The organism is Pseudarthrobacter sp. CC12, assembly GCF_039907755.1.
GTDB lineage: Bacteria > Actinomycetota > Actinomycetes > Actinomycetales > Micrococcaceae > Arthrobacter > Arthrobacter niigatensis.
In genome coordinates, this window is the sequence record NZ_JARDJH010000004.1 from 22,425 (window position 1) to 38,017 (window position 15,593).

The 15,593-nt window shown below is 67.6% G+C and carries 16 protein-coding genes; 7 read left to right on the forward strand and 9 right to left on the reverse strand.

Features of this window, described 5'->3' with window-relative positions:
* Positions 1 to 8: 8 nt before the first annotated feature.
* Positions 9 to 1,370: a M1 family metallopeptidase gene (locus tag PV772_RS04505; protein WP_347885480.1), complete on the forward strand. Its 1,362-nt coding sequence runs from the start codon at positions 9 to 11 to the stop codon at positions 1,368 to 1,370.
* On the opposite strand, the gene PV772_RS04510 is transcribed toward PV772_RS04505, so the two are convergent.
* Genes PV772_RS04510 through pheS form a run of 3 tightly spaced genes read right to left on the reverse strand, consistent with a single transcriptional unit; the run spans position 1,334 to position 5,674 of the window.
* Positions 1,334 to 2,038 carry a 4'-phosphopantetheinyl transferase superfamily protein gene (locus PV772_RS04510; protein ID WP_347885481.1) on the reverse strand — a complete coding sequence of 235 codons (705 nt, stop codon included), beginning with the start codon at positions 2,036 to 2,038 and terminating at the stop codon, positions 1,334 to 1,336. The genes PV772_RS04505 and PV772_RS04510 overlap by 37 nt on opposite strands.
* A gap of 28 nt (positions 2,039 to 2,066) precedes the next feature.
* Complete coding sequence (gene pheT / locus PV772_RS04515) at positions 2,067 to 4,610, reverse strand: phenylalanine--tRNA ligase subunit beta (RefSeq protein ID WP_347885482.1); 2,544 nt, start codon at positions 4,608 to 4,610, stop codon at positions 2,067 to 2,069.
* Positions 4,611 to 4,612: 2 nt separating this feature from the next.
* Positions 4,613 to 5,674, reverse strand: coding sequence for a phenylalanine--tRNA ligase subunit alpha (gene pheS, locus PV772_RS04520; RefSeq protein WP_141160940.1), 1,062 nt, complete (start codon positions 5,672 to 5,674; stop codon positions 4,613 to 4,615).
* 200 nt (positions 5,675 to 5,874) lie between these two features.
* Here pheS and PV772_RS04525 point away from each other — a divergent pair, with 200 nt between their 5' ends.
* The 3 genes from PV772_RS04525 (at position 5,875) to PV772_RS04535 (ending at position 8,197) form a co-directional block, all read left to right on the forward strand.
* Positions 5,875 to 6,327, forward strand: coding sequence for a hypothetical protein (locus PV772_RS04525; protein ID WP_347885483.1), 453 nt, complete (start codon positions 5,875 to 5,877; stop codon positions 6,325 to 6,327).
* A complete protein-coding gene (locus PV772_RS04530; RefSeq protein WP_347885484.1) occupies positions 6,324 to 6,983 on the forward strand; it encodes an SIMPL domain-containing protein in 660 nt (219 codons plus the stop codon). Before PV772_RS04525 ends, PV772_RS04530 begins: the two co-directional genes overlap by 4 nt.
* A gap of 95 nt (positions 6,984 to 7,078) precedes the next feature.
* Positions 7,079 to 8,197: an Rv2578c family radical SAM protein gene (locus PV772_RS04535; RefSeq protein WP_141183323.1), complete on the forward strand. Its 1,119-nt coding sequence runs from the start codon at positions 7,079 to 7,081 to the stop codon at positions 8,195 to 8,197.
* Here the strand turns inward: PV772_RS04535 and PV772_RS04540 are convergent.
* Positions 8,194 to 8,682, reverse strand: coding sequence for a (deoxy)nucleoside triphosphate pyrophosphohydrolase (locus PV772_RS04540; RefSeq protein WP_141181191.1), 489 nt, complete (start codon positions 8,680 to 8,682; stop codon positions 8,194 to 8,196). The two genes, PV772_RS04535 and PV772_RS04540, sit on opposite strands and share 4 nt — an antisense overlap.
* Positions 8,683 to 8,843: 161 nt before the next feature.
* Between PV772_RS04540 and PV772_RS04545 the strand changes: the two genes are divergently transcribed.
* Together PV772_RS04545 and PV772_RS04550 are read left to right on the forward strand one after the other, a co-directional pair.
* On the forward strand, positions 8,844 to 10,052 hold the full coding sequence (locus PV772_RS04545; RefSeq protein WP_307360090.1) for an MFS transporter: 1,209 nt from the start codon (positions 8,844 to 8,846) through the stop codon (positions 10,050 to 10,052).
* Between the two features lie 178 nt (positions 10,053 to 10,230).
* Entirely contained in the window at positions 10,231 to 10,506 is a 276-nt protein-coding gene (locus tag PV772_RS04550) for a GlsB/YeaQ/YmgE family stress response membrane protein (protein WP_141160945.1), read from the forward strand.
* A gap of 65 nt (positions 10,507 to 10,571) precedes the next feature.
* Here the strand turns inward: PV772_RS04550 and PV772_RS04555 are convergent, their stop codons facing one another.
* The 4 genes from PV772_RS04555 to infC all read right to left on the reverse strand — a co-directional run bounded on the left by PV772_RS04555 (position 10,572) and on the right by infC (position 13,409).
* On the reverse strand, positions 10,572 to 11,495 hold the full coding sequence (locus PV772_RS04555) for an RNA methyltransferase (RefSeq protein ID WP_347885485.1): 924 nt from the start codon (positions 11,493 to 11,495) through the stop codon (positions 10,572 to 10,574).
* Positions 11,496 to 11,564: 69 nt separating this feature from the next.
* Positions 11,565 to 11,954: a 50S ribosomal protein L20 gene (rplT, locus tag PV772_RS04560; protein ID WP_018763610.1), complete on the reverse strand. Its 390-nt coding sequence runs from the start codon at positions 11,952 to 11,954 to the stop codon at positions 11,565 to 11,567.
* 118 nt (positions 11,955 to 12,072) lie between these two features.
* Positions 12,073 to 12,267 carry a 50S ribosomal protein L35 gene (gene rpmI, locus PV772_RS04565; protein ID WP_009358635.1) on the reverse strand — a complete coding sequence of 65 codons (195 nt, stop codon included), beginning with the start codon at positions 12,265 to 12,267 and terminating at the stop codon, positions 12,073 to 12,075.
* Between the two features lie 116 nt (positions 12,268 to 12,383).
* The gene (gene infC, locus PV772_RS04570; RefSeq protein ID WP_141183322.1) at positions 12,384 to 13,409 is read right to left on the reverse strand and encodes a translation initiation factor IF-3; all 1,026 of its coding nucleotides are present in this window, start codon (positions 13,407 to 13,409) and stop codon (positions 12,384 to 12,386) included.
* Between the two features lie 357 nt (positions 13,410 to 13,766).
* Here infC and PV772_RS04575 point away from each other — a divergent pair, with 357 nt between their 5' ends.
* A complete protein-coding gene (locus PV772_RS04575; protein ID WP_141181188.1) occupies positions 13,767 to 14,153 on the forward strand; it encodes a DUF1844 domain-containing protein in 387 nt (128 codons plus the stop codon).
* A 68-nt stretch (positions 14,154 to 14,221) separates the two neighbouring features.
* Here the strand turns inward: PV772_RS04575 and PV772_RS04580 are convergent, their stop codons facing one another.
* The gene (locus PV772_RS04580) at positions 14,222 to 15,538 is read right to left on the reverse strand and encodes an MFS transporter (RefSeq protein ID WP_141160948.1); all 1,317 of its coding nucleotides are present in this window, start codon (positions 15,536 to 15,538) and stop codon (positions 14,222 to 14,224) included.
* Between the last annotated feature and the right edge of the window lie 55 nt (positions 15,539 to 15,593).

A 15,593-nucleotide genomic window follows, 5' to 3' on the forward strand; every position in this document is an offset into this window, starting at 1 on the left:
AAGGTCCCATGAGTTCTTCAGCATCAGCCGCCCGGGGCGCTACTCCCGCAGCCGCTGGAACCTCCCCGGACCCGTACCTGCCCGGTGCCGGGACACATGCCTTCCGCGTCGAGCGGTACGAACTGGACCTGGACTACCGCGTGGCCAGCAACCGTCTCAGCGGCAAAGCGGTGCTGCACGGCGTGACCTGCGCTCCGACGTCGGCCATTGTCCTGGACCTTGTTGGCCTGCGGGCCACGAAGGTCCTGCTGGATGGCCGCAAGCCGCTCCGGTTCAGCCAGCGGGCCGGTCAGCTGGTGGTGACTGCGCCGCGCCCCTTCGAACCCGAACAGCCCTTCACCCTGGAGGTGCGCTACGAGGGCAGTCCGAGGCCCCGCCGCGGGCCGTGGGGCGAGGTGGGCTGGGAGGAACTTACGGACGGTGTCCTGGTGGCCGGGCAACCCAACGGTGCACCCTCGTGGTTCCCCTGCAACGACCACTCCGGGGACAAGGCCAGCTACCGGTTCACGGTCACCACTGAAGCGAACTACCGGGTGGTGTGCAACGGCGTTCTGCAATCGCATACTCCCCGAGCCAGCCGGGAAACCTGGGTCTACGAACAGTCGGAGCCGATGGCCGCGTACCTGGCCACGGTGCAGATTGGCCGCTACGCACTGCTGGCGCTGGACAGTGGACGGCACGGGATGCCAGTTCCGCAATCCGTGGCCGTCTCCCCCGCGCTGGCAGAGCGTGCCATCGCGGGATTGGCCTGGCAGCCGGCCATGATGCGCACGTTCAGCAGTTGCTTCGGACCCTATCCGTTCCCCGGCTACACGGTGGTGGTAACTGATGACGAACTGGAGATTCCGCTGGAGGCCCAGTCGCTGGCCATCCTGGGGCCCAACCACCTGGACCTGGAGTGGGAGTCCCAGCGCCTGATCGCCCATGAGCTGTCGCACCAGTGGTTCGGCAATTCCCTGACCGCTGCCGGGTGGCAGGACATCTGGCTGCACGAGGGCTTCGCCTGCTATGCCGAGTGGATCTGGTCCGAGGAGGCAGGCGTTATGAGCGTGGCTGAGCGGGCCGCGGCGGCCTGGCACCGGCTGGCGGCGGAGGACCAGGACATCCTGGTGGGCGATCCCGGTCCTGAGCGGATGTTCGACGACCGTGTCTACAAGCGCGGCGCGCTGGCCGTGCACGCGGTCCGGATGGCCGTGGGCGACCTCGCTTTCTTCGCGGTGCTGCAGGAATGGACCGCCGGCCACAGGCACGGCTCGGTCACCACGCAGGATTTCATCGTGGCCGTCAGTGGTGCCACGGCCGTCGATGCGGAGACGCTGCTGCACCCCTGGCTTTACGAGGAGCCGCTGCCGCCACTGCCGCTGGCCTGAGCGCGCACGGAAAGCGCGACGGCGGCCGCAAAGTGTGGAGGCAACCCGGCTTCGGCCGGGTCCAGGTCACGCAGGCCGGGACGTTCCCGCACATCAACGGTGGAAGGAGCAGTGCGGAGCCCGTCGCCAGCCATTTTCAGCCAGGCTTCCTTGCGTGTCCAGAGCCTCGCCCTCGCCGCCGGCAGCAGTTCGGCCTTGACGTCCCGGAGGGTCCGCCGCTCCGCGGGCGTCAGGGCCACCTCGTCAAACCCGTCGAAGCCGGTACGGGCCGGCTCCTCGATGTCGGCGCCCAGCCGCGTTCCAGGGGAGGCGTCCACCACAGCCGCGAGCAGCGTCCAGCCACCGGCCCGGGACAGGCTCAGCGCCAGGGGCGCAGGGGCACCCCGGTAGCTGTATCCCGGCCGGCCGTGGCCGAGACCGGGGCCTGTTCCGCACTGCGGGCAGCTGTAGGCCACGGTGAGGTCTGCGGCGGGAACTGAGAGCAATTGGCCTGCAAAGACCCTCTGGGAAACGCGGCCGGCAAGGAACATCCAGCCCGCGGCAGGTGCCATGGCCGCGGCCCGCGTGAGTTCAGCGCTGCCCAGGAGGCGTTCGGCGTCCCGCTGCACCGCAGCCGCTTCCCCGGGCAGCAGGAAGGGCGGGACTGCACGCATTTCACATTGCGCCATGACCCGCCCTCCCTGCTGCGAACAGTATCTAGCGCTGGACAGCTCCGAAGCGTTCCGCTGCCAGGGCCACGGCGCCTTCACGCGCTGCCGAGGCCTCGTCCGCGGTCAGGGTGCGGTCGGCGGCCCGGAACCGGAGCCCGAAGGCCAGCGACTTCTTGCCGTCCTCAATGCCCTTGCCGGCGTAAACGTCGAACAGTGCCACGTCTTCCAGCAGCTCTCCGGCGCCTTCCCGCAGGGCGGCAAGGACGTCGTCTGCCGGTACGTCGGCCGGGACCACGAGCGCCACGTCCTGGGTGGCCACCGGGAACGTGGAAATGTGGCGCGCCACAATCACATCGGGTGCGGCCTCGAACAGGGCATCGGCGTCAAGTTCCAGTGCCACCGAACGGGCGGGCATGTCAGAGGCGGCCAGCAGCTTGGGGTGCAGTTCGCCGGCATAGCCCACAGTCTCCCCCGTGCGCAGCGCCAGCCGGGCGGTGCGGCCGGGGTGGAACGCCTGGTGGCTGCCCTGGCTGACCACCAGGTCCACGCCCAGCACATCGCCGGCAAGGCGGGCTACGTCCAGTGCGTCGGCCCAGTCCCACACGCGGGGCGTGTGGTTCGCGGCGGCCGGGGAATCGTGGCCGGTGAGGACCGCCGCGATGTGGAATGGCTGGTTCGGGACGCCGTCGTACAGTGCGTCAAGAACCTCATCGGCAGGTTTGGCGCCCAGCGGCGGGATGTCAGCAGTTCCCACGGTCCCCTCCGGCAGGAACACCAGGCCGGATTCAAACAGGGCCAGGTCCCGGAAGCCCCGGGAGTGGTTGCGCTTGGCCACCTCGATCAGTCCGGGCAGGATGGACGTGCGCAGGTAGCCGTGCTCCTCGCTGATCGGATTGGCCAGCTTGAGGGCGGTCCGCGCCCCTCCTTCGTCAGCCACGCCGAACGTGTCGTTGGCCGCCTTGGACACGAAGGGGTAGGACAGGACCTCGGTGAGTCCGGCGTCCGCCAGGGCCTGGATGAGGCGGCGGCGCTGTTGCTGGACGCGGGTCAGGCCACGGCCCGGAGGGGCGACCGGCAGGGTGGCGGGGATCTTGTCGTAGCCCACCAGCCGGGCGATTTCCTCGGTGAGGTCTTCCTTGGTCTCCAGGTCGCTGCGCCAGCTCGGCGGCGTAACCGTCCACCCGGCGTCGTTCTTTGCGACCACGGCGCCCAGGTCCTCTAGGGACGTGACAATCTGCTGCCCAGTGAAGTCGATGCCGATCCGTGCAGCGGCGAAGCCTGCGGGCAGCTCGATGGTGACGGTGTCCGGGGCGGTCCCGACGTCGGTTCCCGCTTCGTCAGCGGTGCCGCCGGCCAGTTCCACCAGGAGGTCAACCACGCGCTGGGCGGCGACGCCGGCCACGTGCCAGTCCACGCCCCGTTCGAACCGCTTGGACGCCTCGGACGGCAGTTTGTGCCGGCGCCGGGAACGCCCGATGGAGACATCGTCAAAGTGCGCCGCCTCAACCAGGATGTTCGACGTCGAGTCGCTCACCTCGGTGGCCGCGCCGCCCATGACACCTGCGATGCCGATGGCCCCGGAGTTGTCAGTGATGAGCAGGTCCTCGGCGTCAAGGGTGCGTTCCTTGCCGTCCAGGGTGGTGATCTTCTCCCCGGCGGTTGCACGCCGCACCACGATGTCGCCGGAGAGCTTGTCCAGGTCATAGCAGTGCGTGGGCTGGCCGAGTTCGAGCATGACGTAGTTGGAGATATCCACGGGCAGGGAGATGGAGCGGATGCCGGCGAGCCGGAGCCGGGAGACCATCCACGGCGGGGTGGGCCGGGTGGCGTCCACGCCGCGCACCGTGCGGGCCACGAACCGGTCGCAGCCGGCTTTGCCGTAGATGGGGGCGTCGTCGTTGAGCTTGACGCCGTAGCCGCCGGAAAGTTCGGCCGGTGCCTGGACCCTGGAGGCGGGATCCGTGAAGGCGGTGCCGGTGGCATGCGCGTATTCGCGGGCCACGCCGCGGATGGAGAAGGCGTAGCCGCGGTCCGGGGTGACGTTGATTTCGGCCGCCTGGTCGTAGAGGCCCAGGAGCTCCATGGCGTCGGTGCCCACCTCTGGGTCCAGCCCGATGCGGGAAAGCACCAGGATGCCGTCGTGGTCCTCGCCGATCCCCAGTTCGCGGACCGAGGCGATCATGCCGGCGGACAGGTGGCCGTACGTCTTGCGGGCGGAGATGCGGAAGTCGCCGGGCAGTACGGCGCCTGGCAGCGTGACCACCACTTTGTCGCCCTCAACGAAGTTGTGCGCGCCGCAGATGATGCCCTGGACGCCGGACGGGTCGATGCCGTCCCCAGTGAGGGTCTGTTCCTTGCCTTCGGGGACAACCCGGACCTGGCACCAGTTGATGGTCTTGCCGTTGGTCTGCGGTTCCTTGACCAGGCTCAGGACCTGGCCCACCACCACGGGGCCCTGGAGGGTGTCCGTGGGGCGGTGGACGGCTTCTTCTTCAAAGCCGACCTTGACCAGTTCTTCCATGACGTCTTCGGCCGTTGCTCCGGCCGGTACTGCTGCGAATTCCCGCAGCCAGGAAAGTGGGATACGCACTGTTAGATCTCCATCCCGAAGTGCTCGCTGAACCGTACATCGCCTTCGATCATGTCGTGCATGTCGGCAACCTCGTTGCGGAACATGAGGGCACGCTCGATGCCCATGCCGAAGGCAAAACCTGAATAGACGTCCGGATCGATGCCGGCGGCGCGCAGGACGTTGGGGTTGACCATGCCGCAGCCGCCCCACTCGATCCAGCGCGGGCCGCCCTTGGCGCCGGGGTGGAAGATGTCCAGCTCGGCGGACGGCTCGGTGAACGGGAAGTAGTTGGGCCGCAGGCGGACCTTTGCCTCCTCACCGAACATCTGGCGGGTGAAGTGCTCCAGGGTGCCGAGCAGGTCCGCCATGGACAGGCCCTTGTCGATGGCCAGGCCTTCGAACTGGTGGAACACCGGGGTGTGGGTGGCGTCCAGTTCATCGGTGCGGAACACCTTGCCCGGGCAGAGCACATAGATGGGAACTTCGCGCTCCAGCATGGAGCGGACCTGCACCGGGGAGGTGTGCGTGCGCATCAGCAGGTGGGCTTCGGGCGGCTCCACGAAGAAGGTGTCCTGCATTTCGCGGGCCGGGTGGTCGGGCTTGAAGTTCAGGGCGTCGAAGTTGAACCATTCGGATTCCACTTCGGGGCCTTCGGCGATCTCCCAGCCCATGCCCACGAAGATGTCCGCGACGCGGTCCTGCAGGGTGGACAGCGGGTGGCGCGCACCGGCGCGGCGGCGGCGGGGGGCGGCGGTGACGTCAACGGTTTCCTCGACCAGGATCCGGGCGTCGTTCTCGGCTTCGAGCACTTCGGCGCGCTCGGCGAGCGCCTTGTTGACCCGGCCGCGGGAGGCACCCATGAGCTTTCCGGCGAGCGCCTTCTGGTCCTTGGGCAACCGGCCGATTTCGCGGTTGGCAAGGCTGAGCGGGGATTTCTCGCCGCTGTGGGCCAGGCGTACCGCCTTCAGCTCGTCAAGGGTGGCCGCACCGGCGATGGCGGTGATGGCCTGGTCTACAGCGGCGTTGATGGCGGCCTCATCCGTGGGGTTCGGGATGGCGGCGCCCGGCAAAGTTTCAGTCATCTACTGTTCTTAGCTACGAGTCGTGGCTGCCGGCAGCCGGTCAGCCATGCACGGTTTCCCGCGCGGCCCGTCCGTCGCCGGCAGGTCATGGATGAATGCGCTGAACGTCAGTGTCATTCAATGACCAGGTCAGGGCTCGCCGGAAGGACCGGCGGCCACTGCCCTCCAGTCTAGTAGAACCCTCCAGTTACCATGGCCTCATGACTTTGCGGCAGCACGCAGGTTCGGTGAATGGCCCGACGACGGCCCAGCGGTTCAGGCGGGCAGCCAACCTCCTCAACGGGAGCACCCTGGCCGGGCTCGCCGTCGCCCTTGCCGCCAGGACACACATCAGGCACGGCCCGCGCGGGCTGATCATTGCGGCCGGCTACCGCTGGCGGCTGCCTTTCGCCGGCGCCTACACCCTGGGCAACGTGGTGCTGTGCCGCGGCACGGCCGAGGACCTGTTGTCCCGGCCTGCCCTGCTGGGACACGAGGAACGGCATTGCAGCCAGTACGCGTGGTGCCTGGGGCTGCCCTTCATCCCCCTATACCTGGTGGCCGCTGGCTGGTCCGTGCTGCGAACCGGCAATCCGGGGACAGCCAACATCTTTGAGCGTCGGGCCGGCCTGGCCGCCGGCGGCTACCCACTCCGGGCGGCGAGGCATCCGTGACGGGCCGCGACCCCCAGGCCAGCCGGGATCCGGGGACCATCACCGTCACGGGGACCGGATGGGCGGAAGCCGCACCGGACCTGATGCTTGTCTCCATAGGTGTCGAGTGCCGCGCCGAATCGGTCGTTGAAGCTTACGCGGCAGCAGGCAAGGACCTGGCGGCAGTTGGCTCGGCCCTCCGCAGCCGGGGCGTTGGGCCGGACGATATCCGCTCGGCCGGCCTTGCTGTCCGCGCCGACCTCGCCTGGCGGGACGGTGAAGGCCAGCGGCTTGTGGGCTACATAGCCTCCAGCAGCCTCGCGGTCAGGCTGCGGGACCCAGGCAGCGCGGCCGCCACCGTTTCCGAAGCCGTCCACACGGCCGCGGACAATGTCCGCCTCAACAGCCTGCAGCTGGTCCTTTCGGACGACTCGGTGGTCCGGGCACAGGCCCGTGACGCTGCATGGCAGGACGCGCTCAGTTCCGCTGCGCAGTATGCCGCATTGGCCTCGGCCGGCCTGGGCAGTGTCCTGTCCGTCACCGACCAGCGCCCGGCCCCGGGACCGGTGCCGCTTGCCGGTTTGCAGCGGGCATCCGCCACGGAAGGGCCACAGGTTGAGTTGGGCCTGAACCGGGTGGAGGCAGCCGTCACCGTCACCTGGGAGCTACTGCCCTAGCCCGCAGCCGTACCCGCCGCGTCGAGCCATTGTTTCGCCTGGGCTGGACTGCGTGGCGCCTTGACTTAAATTCGAACATGTTTTCGAATGGTGCCATGAGATGGGAAGCGCAAGCACTGGTACCCACGCCGGATGCCGCAGGAGGACCCGGCCCCGCGCTGCTTCCGCTGGCCGGTCTGGTCCGGTCCGTCACCACCCCCGAGTTCGCCGGGATCACGTTCCACGAGGTCACCGCAAAATCTGTGCTCAACAGGGTCCCGGCGGGATCGAAGATGCCTTTCGAGTGGACAGTGAATCCCTACCGCGGCTGCAGCCACGCCTGCGTCTACTGCTTTGCCCGCAAGAGCCACACCTACCTGGACTTCGACGCCGGCATGGACTTCGACAGCCAGGTGGTGGTGAAGGTCAACGCCGCGGAAGTCCTCAGGAAGGAACTTAACAAGGCCTCCTGGACGCGCCAGCAGGTGGCGCTGGGCACCAACACCGACCCCTACCAGCGGGCCGAGGGCAGGTACCGCCTCATGCCTGGCATCATCAATGCCCTGGCGGAATCCGGCACTCCCCTGTCCATCCTCACCAAGGGGACCCTGCTGGCACGTGACATTCCCTTGCTCAAGCGCGCCGCTGCCCAGGTACCCGTGGGACTTGGCATCTCCCTGGCCATGACCGACGAAGCTCTCTCCGAGGCCATCGAACCCGGCACTCCCGGGCCCCGGGCCCGCCTCAAACTGGTGTCCCGGCTGCGCGAGGCAGGCCTGCCCTGCGGCGTGATGGCCATGCCCATCCTGCCGTGGCTCTCCGACAGCGACGAAGCCCTGGATGCCCTGTTCGCTTCCCTGGCCGCCGCCGGAGCAACCGGCGTCACCGCCGGCGCCCTGTACCTGAAGCCGGGCACCAGGGAATGGTTCATGAAGTGGATCGCCGCCAACCATCCTGAACTGGCCGGGCGCTACCGGCGGCTCTACGGCACCGGTTCCTATGCATCCAAGGAGTACCGGACGTGGCTTGCGGGCAAGGTCCGCTACTTCAAGGCCCGCTACGGCTTTACGCACTCCTCCGGCTTCAGCCACAGGGACCTTGACGATCCACGGGCCGAGGAAGCGGCGTACCCGGCGGGGAGCATTCCCACCGCGGTTCCCGGCGGACCCCTTGCAGGCTCCCCCGCGATGACTTCTTCGGTGTCCGGGACAGCCGTGCAGGATTCCCTCTTTTAGCCGGTTTTGGCGTTGGCCCCGCCTGCAGGCCGGTCCTCTACCGGGGACTGCGGCACCAGCGCCGACACAGAGTCCAGGAGTGCGTGCACAATCGGATAGTCGGCCGGTATCCAAGGCAGGCCAAGGACAGCGGCGTGGTCCTCCAGCCGGATCCAGCGCAGTTCGTCATGGTCTTCAAGCGGCGCGGGTTCGCCACTGGCCACCTCGGCGAACCACACCCTCATGCTGGCCCGGTCGTTGAGGCGCCAGCCGGCCGGGGTTTCCGCCGGCAGCTCTGCTCCCAGCCGCACGCCGATTCCCAGCTCCTCGGCCAGTTCGCGCACCAGCGCCGCTTCGGGAGCCTCACCGGGTTCCACCTTGCCGCCCGGGAACTCCCACAGGCCGGCCAAATGCTCCGGAGCGCTCCGCCGTGCCACCAGCAACGCCCCCGGATTGGCCAGCGTATCCACTACTGCCCCGCCAACCACCTGTATCAGTCCAGTCACCGCCCCATTCTATGGGCGACAATGGGAGGGGCCCGGAACGGCATCTCCCTCAGGGGGAATAGTGGCCCGCCCCCCAGGGTTTGCCCCACTGTCCGGACCTTCCTGCCCCATTGCCGTGGCGTCCGTCCCCTTTCCGGTTCCACCTTCAGAAAAGCAGGCATATGAGCAGCGTCCTCTCCCCGTCCACGGCAGCCCGCACCACGACTCCCCGCGTCGGCATGGCCATCTTTGCGCTGGCCATGGGTGGCGTGGGCATCGGCGTCACCGAGTTCACCATGATGGGCCTGCTCAAGGAAGTGGAGCAGGGCCTTGGGATCAGCACCCCTGAAGCCGGGCACCTGATCTCCGCCTACGCGCTGGGAGTGGTGGTCGGGGCTCCGCTGCTGGCCGCCGTCGGCGCCAAACTGCCCCGCAAGAGCCTGGCCCTGGGCCTGCTGCTGTTCTTCACGGTGGCCAACCTGACCTCATTCATGGCCCCCGACTACGGGTCGATGCTCGTGTCCCGCTTTGCCGCCGGGCTGCCCCACGGGGCGTTCTTCGGAGTTGCCGCCGTGATCGCTGCATCCTTGGTGCCCCCCACCCGGCGGGGCTGGGCCATCTCCATGGTCATGGCCGGCCTCAGCGTCTCCAACGTGGTGGGCGTACCGTTCGCCACGTGGCTGGGCCAGACTTTCGGCTGGCGCCTGCTGTTTGTCCTGGTGGGCGCCATCGGCCTGGTGGCACTGCTCATGGTGTGGAAGTTTGTCCCGTTCCAGGCCGCGCACCCTGACGCGAGCATCCGCCGTGAACTCGGCGCCCTCAAGCGGCTCCAGGTCTGGCTGGCCCTCCTGGTGGGCATCGTCGGCTTCGGCGGCTTCTTCGCCACCTACACCTACATCGCGCACACCATGACGGCTGTTGCCGGCATCCCGTCGGGGCTGCTCCCCCTGGTGGTGGCTCTATACGGGTTGGGCATGGTGGCCGGAAACATCGTGGGGGGCAGGCTGGCCGACAAATCCGTGATGGGCACGCTCTACCGCGTCCTCCCGGCCATTGCCGTGGCCCTGGTGGTTTACGCGGTGGCAGCCCACTGGCCGTGGAGCGCCATGGTGATGGTGTTCGTGGTGGGCGCCTCCGGCTCCATGCTGATCCCGGCACTCCAGACCCGCCTCCTCGACGCCTCGCCCGACGCACCGTCGTTGGCATCGTCCCTCAACCATGCCGCGCTGAACGTTGCCAACGCACTCGGCGCATTCCTCGGGGGGCTGGTCATTGCGCTCGGGTGGGGCTTCGTCGCCCCCGCGCTGGTGGGCGCTGTCCTTGCGGTCCTCGGCTTCGGCGTCGCCCTGCTCAGCGGACTGCTGGAACGCAAAAGGCCGCTCGCTGCCTGAGCGGCCCGGGCTCTGGTCCCGGCCGTCCCTTCACCGGTGCGGCAGCAGTGAACAGACCGCCCGTGACGGGTCTTAACGATGCGGCAACGCCCGCTTTGGAGCTACTGACTTTGCCGGGTGGGTATGTTAGCTTGAGGCTCATCGGGACTATTAATCCCGGTCACAATAAGGAGGAGACATGGGTTTTCTTGCTTGGATTATCCTGGGCCTGATTGTCGGGGCCATCGTTAAAGCCGTCATGCCCGGACGGGTCGGCGGCGGCTGGGTCACCAGCCTCATCCTGGGTGTCGTTGGAGCCATCGTTGGCGGCTGGATTGGCAGCCTCCTGTTCAACAAGGGCGATCTTGCCTTCTTCGACCTCGGCACCTGGATTCTCGCTATTGTTGGCGGCCTGGTTGTCGCCGGCATCTACGGAGCCGTCACCGGACGCGGGAAAGCCACTCGCGCACCCTGATCAATCTGTCCAGCAACACTCAAAGGGCCCCGGATTTCCGGGGCCTTTCTTTGTGCCCGGACGCACTAGCCGTTGTGGTCCTGGGCGGGCGCTGCCGGGCGGCGCTGGGAACGGGCGCTCGCGTAGAGGCACACGGTGGCTGCGGTCCCAAGATTGAGGCTTTCGGCCGCGCCGTACACCGGAACCGCAACCCGGTGGTCTGCCAGTTCAAGCTCCGCCTCGGAGAGCCCCTGGGCCTCGTTCCCAAAGAACCAGGCGGTAGGTGCAGCGAGGTCGTAATCAGATCCGGGGCCGGCTCCGGTGAGCCTGCGGCGGGCGTTCTCGTCCTGCAGGACATCGAGGTCCAGCTGCCCGTAACCGTCGGCAGCGAGGACACCGATGCCCCGGGCCTTGCAGGCGGCAGCAAGTTCCGCGGGATCTGCGGCCAGGACGACCGGCAGATGGAACAGCGACCCCGCGGTGGAGCGGACAGCCTTGGGGTTGTAGATATCAACGCTGGACGCTGTGAAGATGACGGCGTCCGCGCCCGCCGAATCGGCCGCACGCAGCACGGTGCCTGCGTTTCCCGGGTCCCGGACCTGGCACAGCACGGCAATCAGGCGCGGGCCGGCGTCGAGCACGTCCGCCAAGGCAACGTCCACGAACCTGCAGACGGCCACGATTCCCTGCGGGTTGACGGTGTCCGCCATGGCTGCCAGGACCTCGTCGGTGGCCAGCCGGGCGTTGGTGCCTTCGGCGAGCTCTTCGAATTCGGGGAAGCGGTCCAGGCAGCTTTCGCTGGCGAAGACCTCGGTGACCACTCCGGGCGCTCCCGCCGCGAGGCGCTGCTGGTGGAGCTTGAGGGCTTCCCGGACAGCCTGCGGCCCCTCCGCAAGGAACTGGCCGCGCTTTAAACGGGCCGGGCGCCCTGCAAGCTTTGCCACGTCCCTGACCCGATCGGCTCGGGGGTTGGACAGTGGAAGATCTTGCGGGCGCCCGGATTCGTTCATACAAGAACTGTAGTAGCTGACGCTTCCAGTTCCTGAACTGGCCCCTCAGGCGAGGGGCGGCAGCGGCTGCTAGGCTGCGGCAACCTTCTTGGCGGAGGTGTCTGCCGGCAGGGAGTCCTTGGCCACCTGGACCAGTGCGGCGAAAGCGTTGGCGTCGGAGACGGCAAGCTCGGCCAGCATGCGGCGGTCAACCTCAACCTCGGCGGCCTTCAGGCCCTGGATGAGGCGGTTGTAGGTGAGGCCATTGGCGCGGGACGCAGCGTTGATGCGCTGGATCCACAGGCGGCGGAAGTCGCCCTTCTTCTTCTTGCGGTCACCGTAGCTGTACACAAACGAGTGCAGCAGCTGCTCTTTGGCCTTGCGGTACAGGCGCGAACGCTGTCCGCGGTAACCCTTCGCCCGTTCAAGAACAACCCGGCGCTTCTTGTGGGCGTTGACCGCCCTCTTCACACGTGCCACGTGCGTACTCCTTCGAAAATCTGATCCCAAGCATCTGTTGCCGGTGTCCCGGCGGCCTGAGAAGGCTGTTTGGCAGGTGACGGACCACCGGCGGGCGGCCCATCAATAAACTTGGAAACTAGATGCCGAGCATCTTCCGGATGACCTTGGCGTCGCCCTTGAAGACGATCTTGTCGCCGGCAAGGCGGCGGGTCAGGCGGCTGGACTTGTGCTCCAGGTAGTGGCGGCGGTTGGCCTGCTGGCGGCGCAGCTTGCCGCTGCCGGTCAGCTTGAAGCGCTTCTTAGCACCACTGTGGGTCTTCATCTTCGGCATGGGAACCGATCTCCTTACGTTTCTGCGGGCCCGGGGGCCGGCAGTTCTATCGCGCAGCCACCCCCGCGGGCAGCATGCTGGTTGCTGACTGCCGGAACAGGCCCGGCAGCTGTGAACTAGTTGGTCTTCTTACCGGCCGGCTTCGGCACTGCCTTGGGGGCAGGACGTGCAGCAGGCTTCGGTGCAGCAGGCCTGGCCACCGGCTTGGGCGGCGCAGGCACACCGGCCGGCTTCGGCGCAGCCGCTTCCGGCTTGGCGGCAGCTGCAGGCTTGGGCGCCGGCGCGGCGGCCTTCGGTGCAGCAGCCTTGGGTGCAGCAGCCTTCGGCGCTTCCTGCTTCGGAGCCGGAGCCTTGGGGGCCTCCTGCTTCGGAGCCTGGGCCTTGGGCGCTTCCTGCTTCGGAGCGTCCTGCTCAGGAGCGGCAGCAGGCGCTTCGGCCGGAGCGTTGTCGGCGGCAGGTGCCTCCGGCTCGGTGGACACGGTGAAGCCTTCCGGCAGGAGGTCCGCCAGTGACTGCGTCATGGGGGTCTGGTCCTGGCCGGAGGTGTCAACGCGTCCTGCAGCCTTGGCTTCGTTCTGGGCCTTGGCCTCGGCGCGCTGGGTTGCCCGGCGTGCCTCCGCCTTGGCCTCAGCCTTGTTCTTCAGCGGGCCAACCACCATGACCATGTTGCGGCCGTCGATGCGGGGGCTGGACTCCACCACGCCGACTTCGGCGACGTCGTCCGCGAAGCGCTGGAGCAGGCGGATGCCCATCTCCGGACGCTGCTGCTCACGGCCACGGAACTGGATCATGGCCTTGACCTTGTCCCCGGCACCGAGGAAGCGCAGGGCGTGGCCGCGCTTGGTCTCGTAATCGTGGGTGTCGATCTTCAGGCGGAAGCGGATTTCCTTCAGAACGGTGTTCGTCTGGTTCTTCCGGGCCTCACGTGCCTTGACCGCGGCCTCGTACTTGTACTTGCCGAAGTCCATCAGCTTGCACACCGGAGGCTTCGCCTGAGGTGCAACTTCAACGAGATCAAGGTCGGACTCGGCAGCCAGGCGCAGGGCATCCTCAATACGGACGATTCCTACCTGTTCACCTGCAGGGCCGACCAGCCGCACCTCGGGGACGCGGATACGCTCATTGATTCTTGGCTCGCTAATGTTAAAGCTCCTGTGTTTGTTGTTGAGTCCGGCAAATGAAGAAGGCCCCCAATTGCCGGAGCAATCGAAGGCCTCAAAGAGGTTGGACCGGCAACCCGCTAAGGGCTGCACATGCACAGTCCCGGCAAATGCCGGCCCATGCCCAACCAGGTACCCGGCAACCTTGCGTCCCTGCGGGTTCCAAAGGAACGGGCGGGACAACGGCTGACGCGGGTGGGAGAGAACTCCGCTTGCAAACTGGATGCCATTCTACAGAAAAAATTCCCGTCAACGCCGCGAAGCGCTGCTGGGAACCTGATCGTTTAGGACAATCCCTGAAATAACTACATCCAGTCGGTCTGTGTCAAGCTTACCAGTATGAGCACCCCAGACAGTAATTCATACGTCTTCGAGCCCGGCGACGCAGGCGCAGACGTCTCACAACAGATCCGCGACATCTCCGAAGTTCCCGCCATCGAGGTCATCACCACGGCGGCCGTGCACCTGATGAGCGCCGCAGCGGTGAAGCTTGGCCTGGCCGAAGAGGACAACGCAGCCGAACTCAAGGACCTCGACGAGGCCCGGAAGCTGATCACCGCACTGGCCGGCCTCGTGACCGCGGCCGCCCCGGAAATCGGGTCCCAGCACGCCGGACCCTTGCGCGACGGCCTGCGGTCCCTGCAGTTGGCCTTCCGCGAAGAGTCGCTGATTCCGGATGCACCGGGCAAGGGTCCGGGCGAAAAGTACACCGGGGCAGTCAACTAAAGCCCAACTCCCCCAAGCACCGTCCGACGGCGGGACGCCCCCTTTGCGGGCCGTCCCGCCGTCGCATTTTAAAGCGGCTGGCCGGGAGACCCAGGGGCCGGCCTGCGGCGCCGCTGCTGAAGCGCGAGCCCGACGACGCAGAGCACCACGCCGGCGGCTCCGACGGAGACGAAACCGCCGGAAGGGCCCATGACGTCGATGAAGACCCCGGCCAGCGGCGAACCGAACGCAACTCCGGCGGTCAACGCGGAGCCGTACCAGCCCATTGCCTCCCCCCGCCGCTCCTCCGGGACCAGCTCCGCGACCTTTTCGGAGGCCGCGGACAGCACAGGGGCGCACAGCAGCCCTGGCAGGACGGAGACAAAGGCAAGCGTCCAGGTGTCGTGGGCGAAGGCCATGGGCAGGGTCAGCGCGGCCATGCCGAGCAGCAGGAAGATCGGCGGAATGGGCCGGTGCATGGCCCCGTAGACCAAACCGCCCACCACCGAAGCCGCGCACCAGAAGACGAAGACGATCCCGATCTCGCTCTGGTGGCCGTCGATTTCCAGCGCGGCCACAATGCCGACGTCGGTGCCGCTGAGGACCATTCCGGCGCCCGCGGCAACGGCGAAGAGGGCCGCGACTGTTGCGGTGAACCAGGAAAAGCCGCCCGCCAGTCTTCCCCTGAGGCCCTGCGCGGCGCTGGTGGCCGCCCCGGCGGGCGCCAGTTCCGCGGCGGCTTCCTGCACATGCCCCGGGGCCGTGGACACCACCGCGGCCTCGGCGGCATGCTGCTCATCCGCCGCGCACTCCAGGCTCAGTCCTTCGCTGCGGGTGGGCGGGTTGAACCACATAAGGAACAGGCCGGCCAGCGATGTTGAAACGCCCACCACCGTTAGCCCTGCGGTGGTGAAGCCGCTGGTGGCCACCACGGCGCCGGCCGCCGGGCCGATCATGAAGACCACCTCCGTAGTGATGGCGTCGAGGGCAAACGCGGTGCGGCGCTGCTCGCCCTCCGCCAGGACGCCCAGGGATTGCCGGACCACGCTGAAGATGGGGAGCGTGAGCAGGCCGCCGACGAAGACCAGCGGAAGGAGCCACTGGTAGGACACGTGCGGCACCACCGACCAGATCACCGTCTCCGAGATCACCGATGGGATGAGCGCGGTCCGGAGCCCCGCCGTGTCCACGCGCCTGCCACGCCATGGCGCACCCAACGCAATGCCGATGGTCATGACAGCCGCGGCGGCACCGGCGGCGGCATAGCCCTGGCCCAGGGTAAGGACGATGTGCAGGGTGAGCAGAACACCGGCGGCTGAGTGCGGGATCCGGGCAACCATGCCCACCAGCAGCAGCCGGCGGATGGGCCGGACGGCAAGCAACTCCCGGTAGAGAGCGAAATTCACGAAAGCGGTCCTTCAGGATGCGCCGCAGCCCCTTGGGGATCACCCATCCGGCTGG

Coding starts and splice junctions, on each gene's coding strand:
- PV772_RS04505 (WP_347885480.1), top strand. CDS start 9: ATGAGTTCTTCAGCATCAGCCGCCCGGGGCGCTACTCCCGCAGCCGCT.
- PV772_RS04510 (WP_347885481.1), bottom strand. CDS start 2,038: ATGGCGCAATGTGAAATGCGTGCAGTCCCGCCCTTCCTGCTGCCCGGG.
- pheS (WP_141160940.1), bottom strand. CDS start 5,674: ATGACTGAAACTTTGCCGGGCGCCGCCATCCCGAACCCCACGGATGAG.
- PV772_RS04525 (WP_347885483.1), top strand. CDS start 5,875: ATGACTTTGCGGCAGCACGCAGGTTCGGTGAATGGCCCGACGACGGCC.
- PV772_RS04535 (WP_141183323.1), top strand. CDS start 7,079: ATGAGATGGGAAGCGCAAGCACTGGTACCCACGCCGGATGCCGCAGGA.
- PV772_RS04545 (WP_307360090.1), top strand. CDS start 8,844: ATGAGCAGCGTCCTCTCCCCGTCCACGGCAGCCCGCACCACGACTCCC.
- PV772_RS04550 (WP_141160945.1), top strand. CDS start 10,231: ATGGGTTTTCTTGCTTGGATTATCCTGGGCCTGATTGTCGGGGCCATC.
- PV772_RS04555 (WP_347885485.1), bottom strand. CDS start 11,495: ATGAACGAATCCGGGCGCCCGCAAGATCTTCCACTGTCCAACCCCCGA.
- rpmI (WP_009358635.1), bottom strand. CDS start 12,267: ATGCCGAAGATGAAGACCCACAGTGGTGCTAAGAAGCGCTTCAAGCTG.
- PV772_RS04575 (WP_141181188.1), top strand. CDS start 13,767: ATGAGCACCCCAGACAGTAATTCATACGTCTTCGAGCCCGGCGACGCA.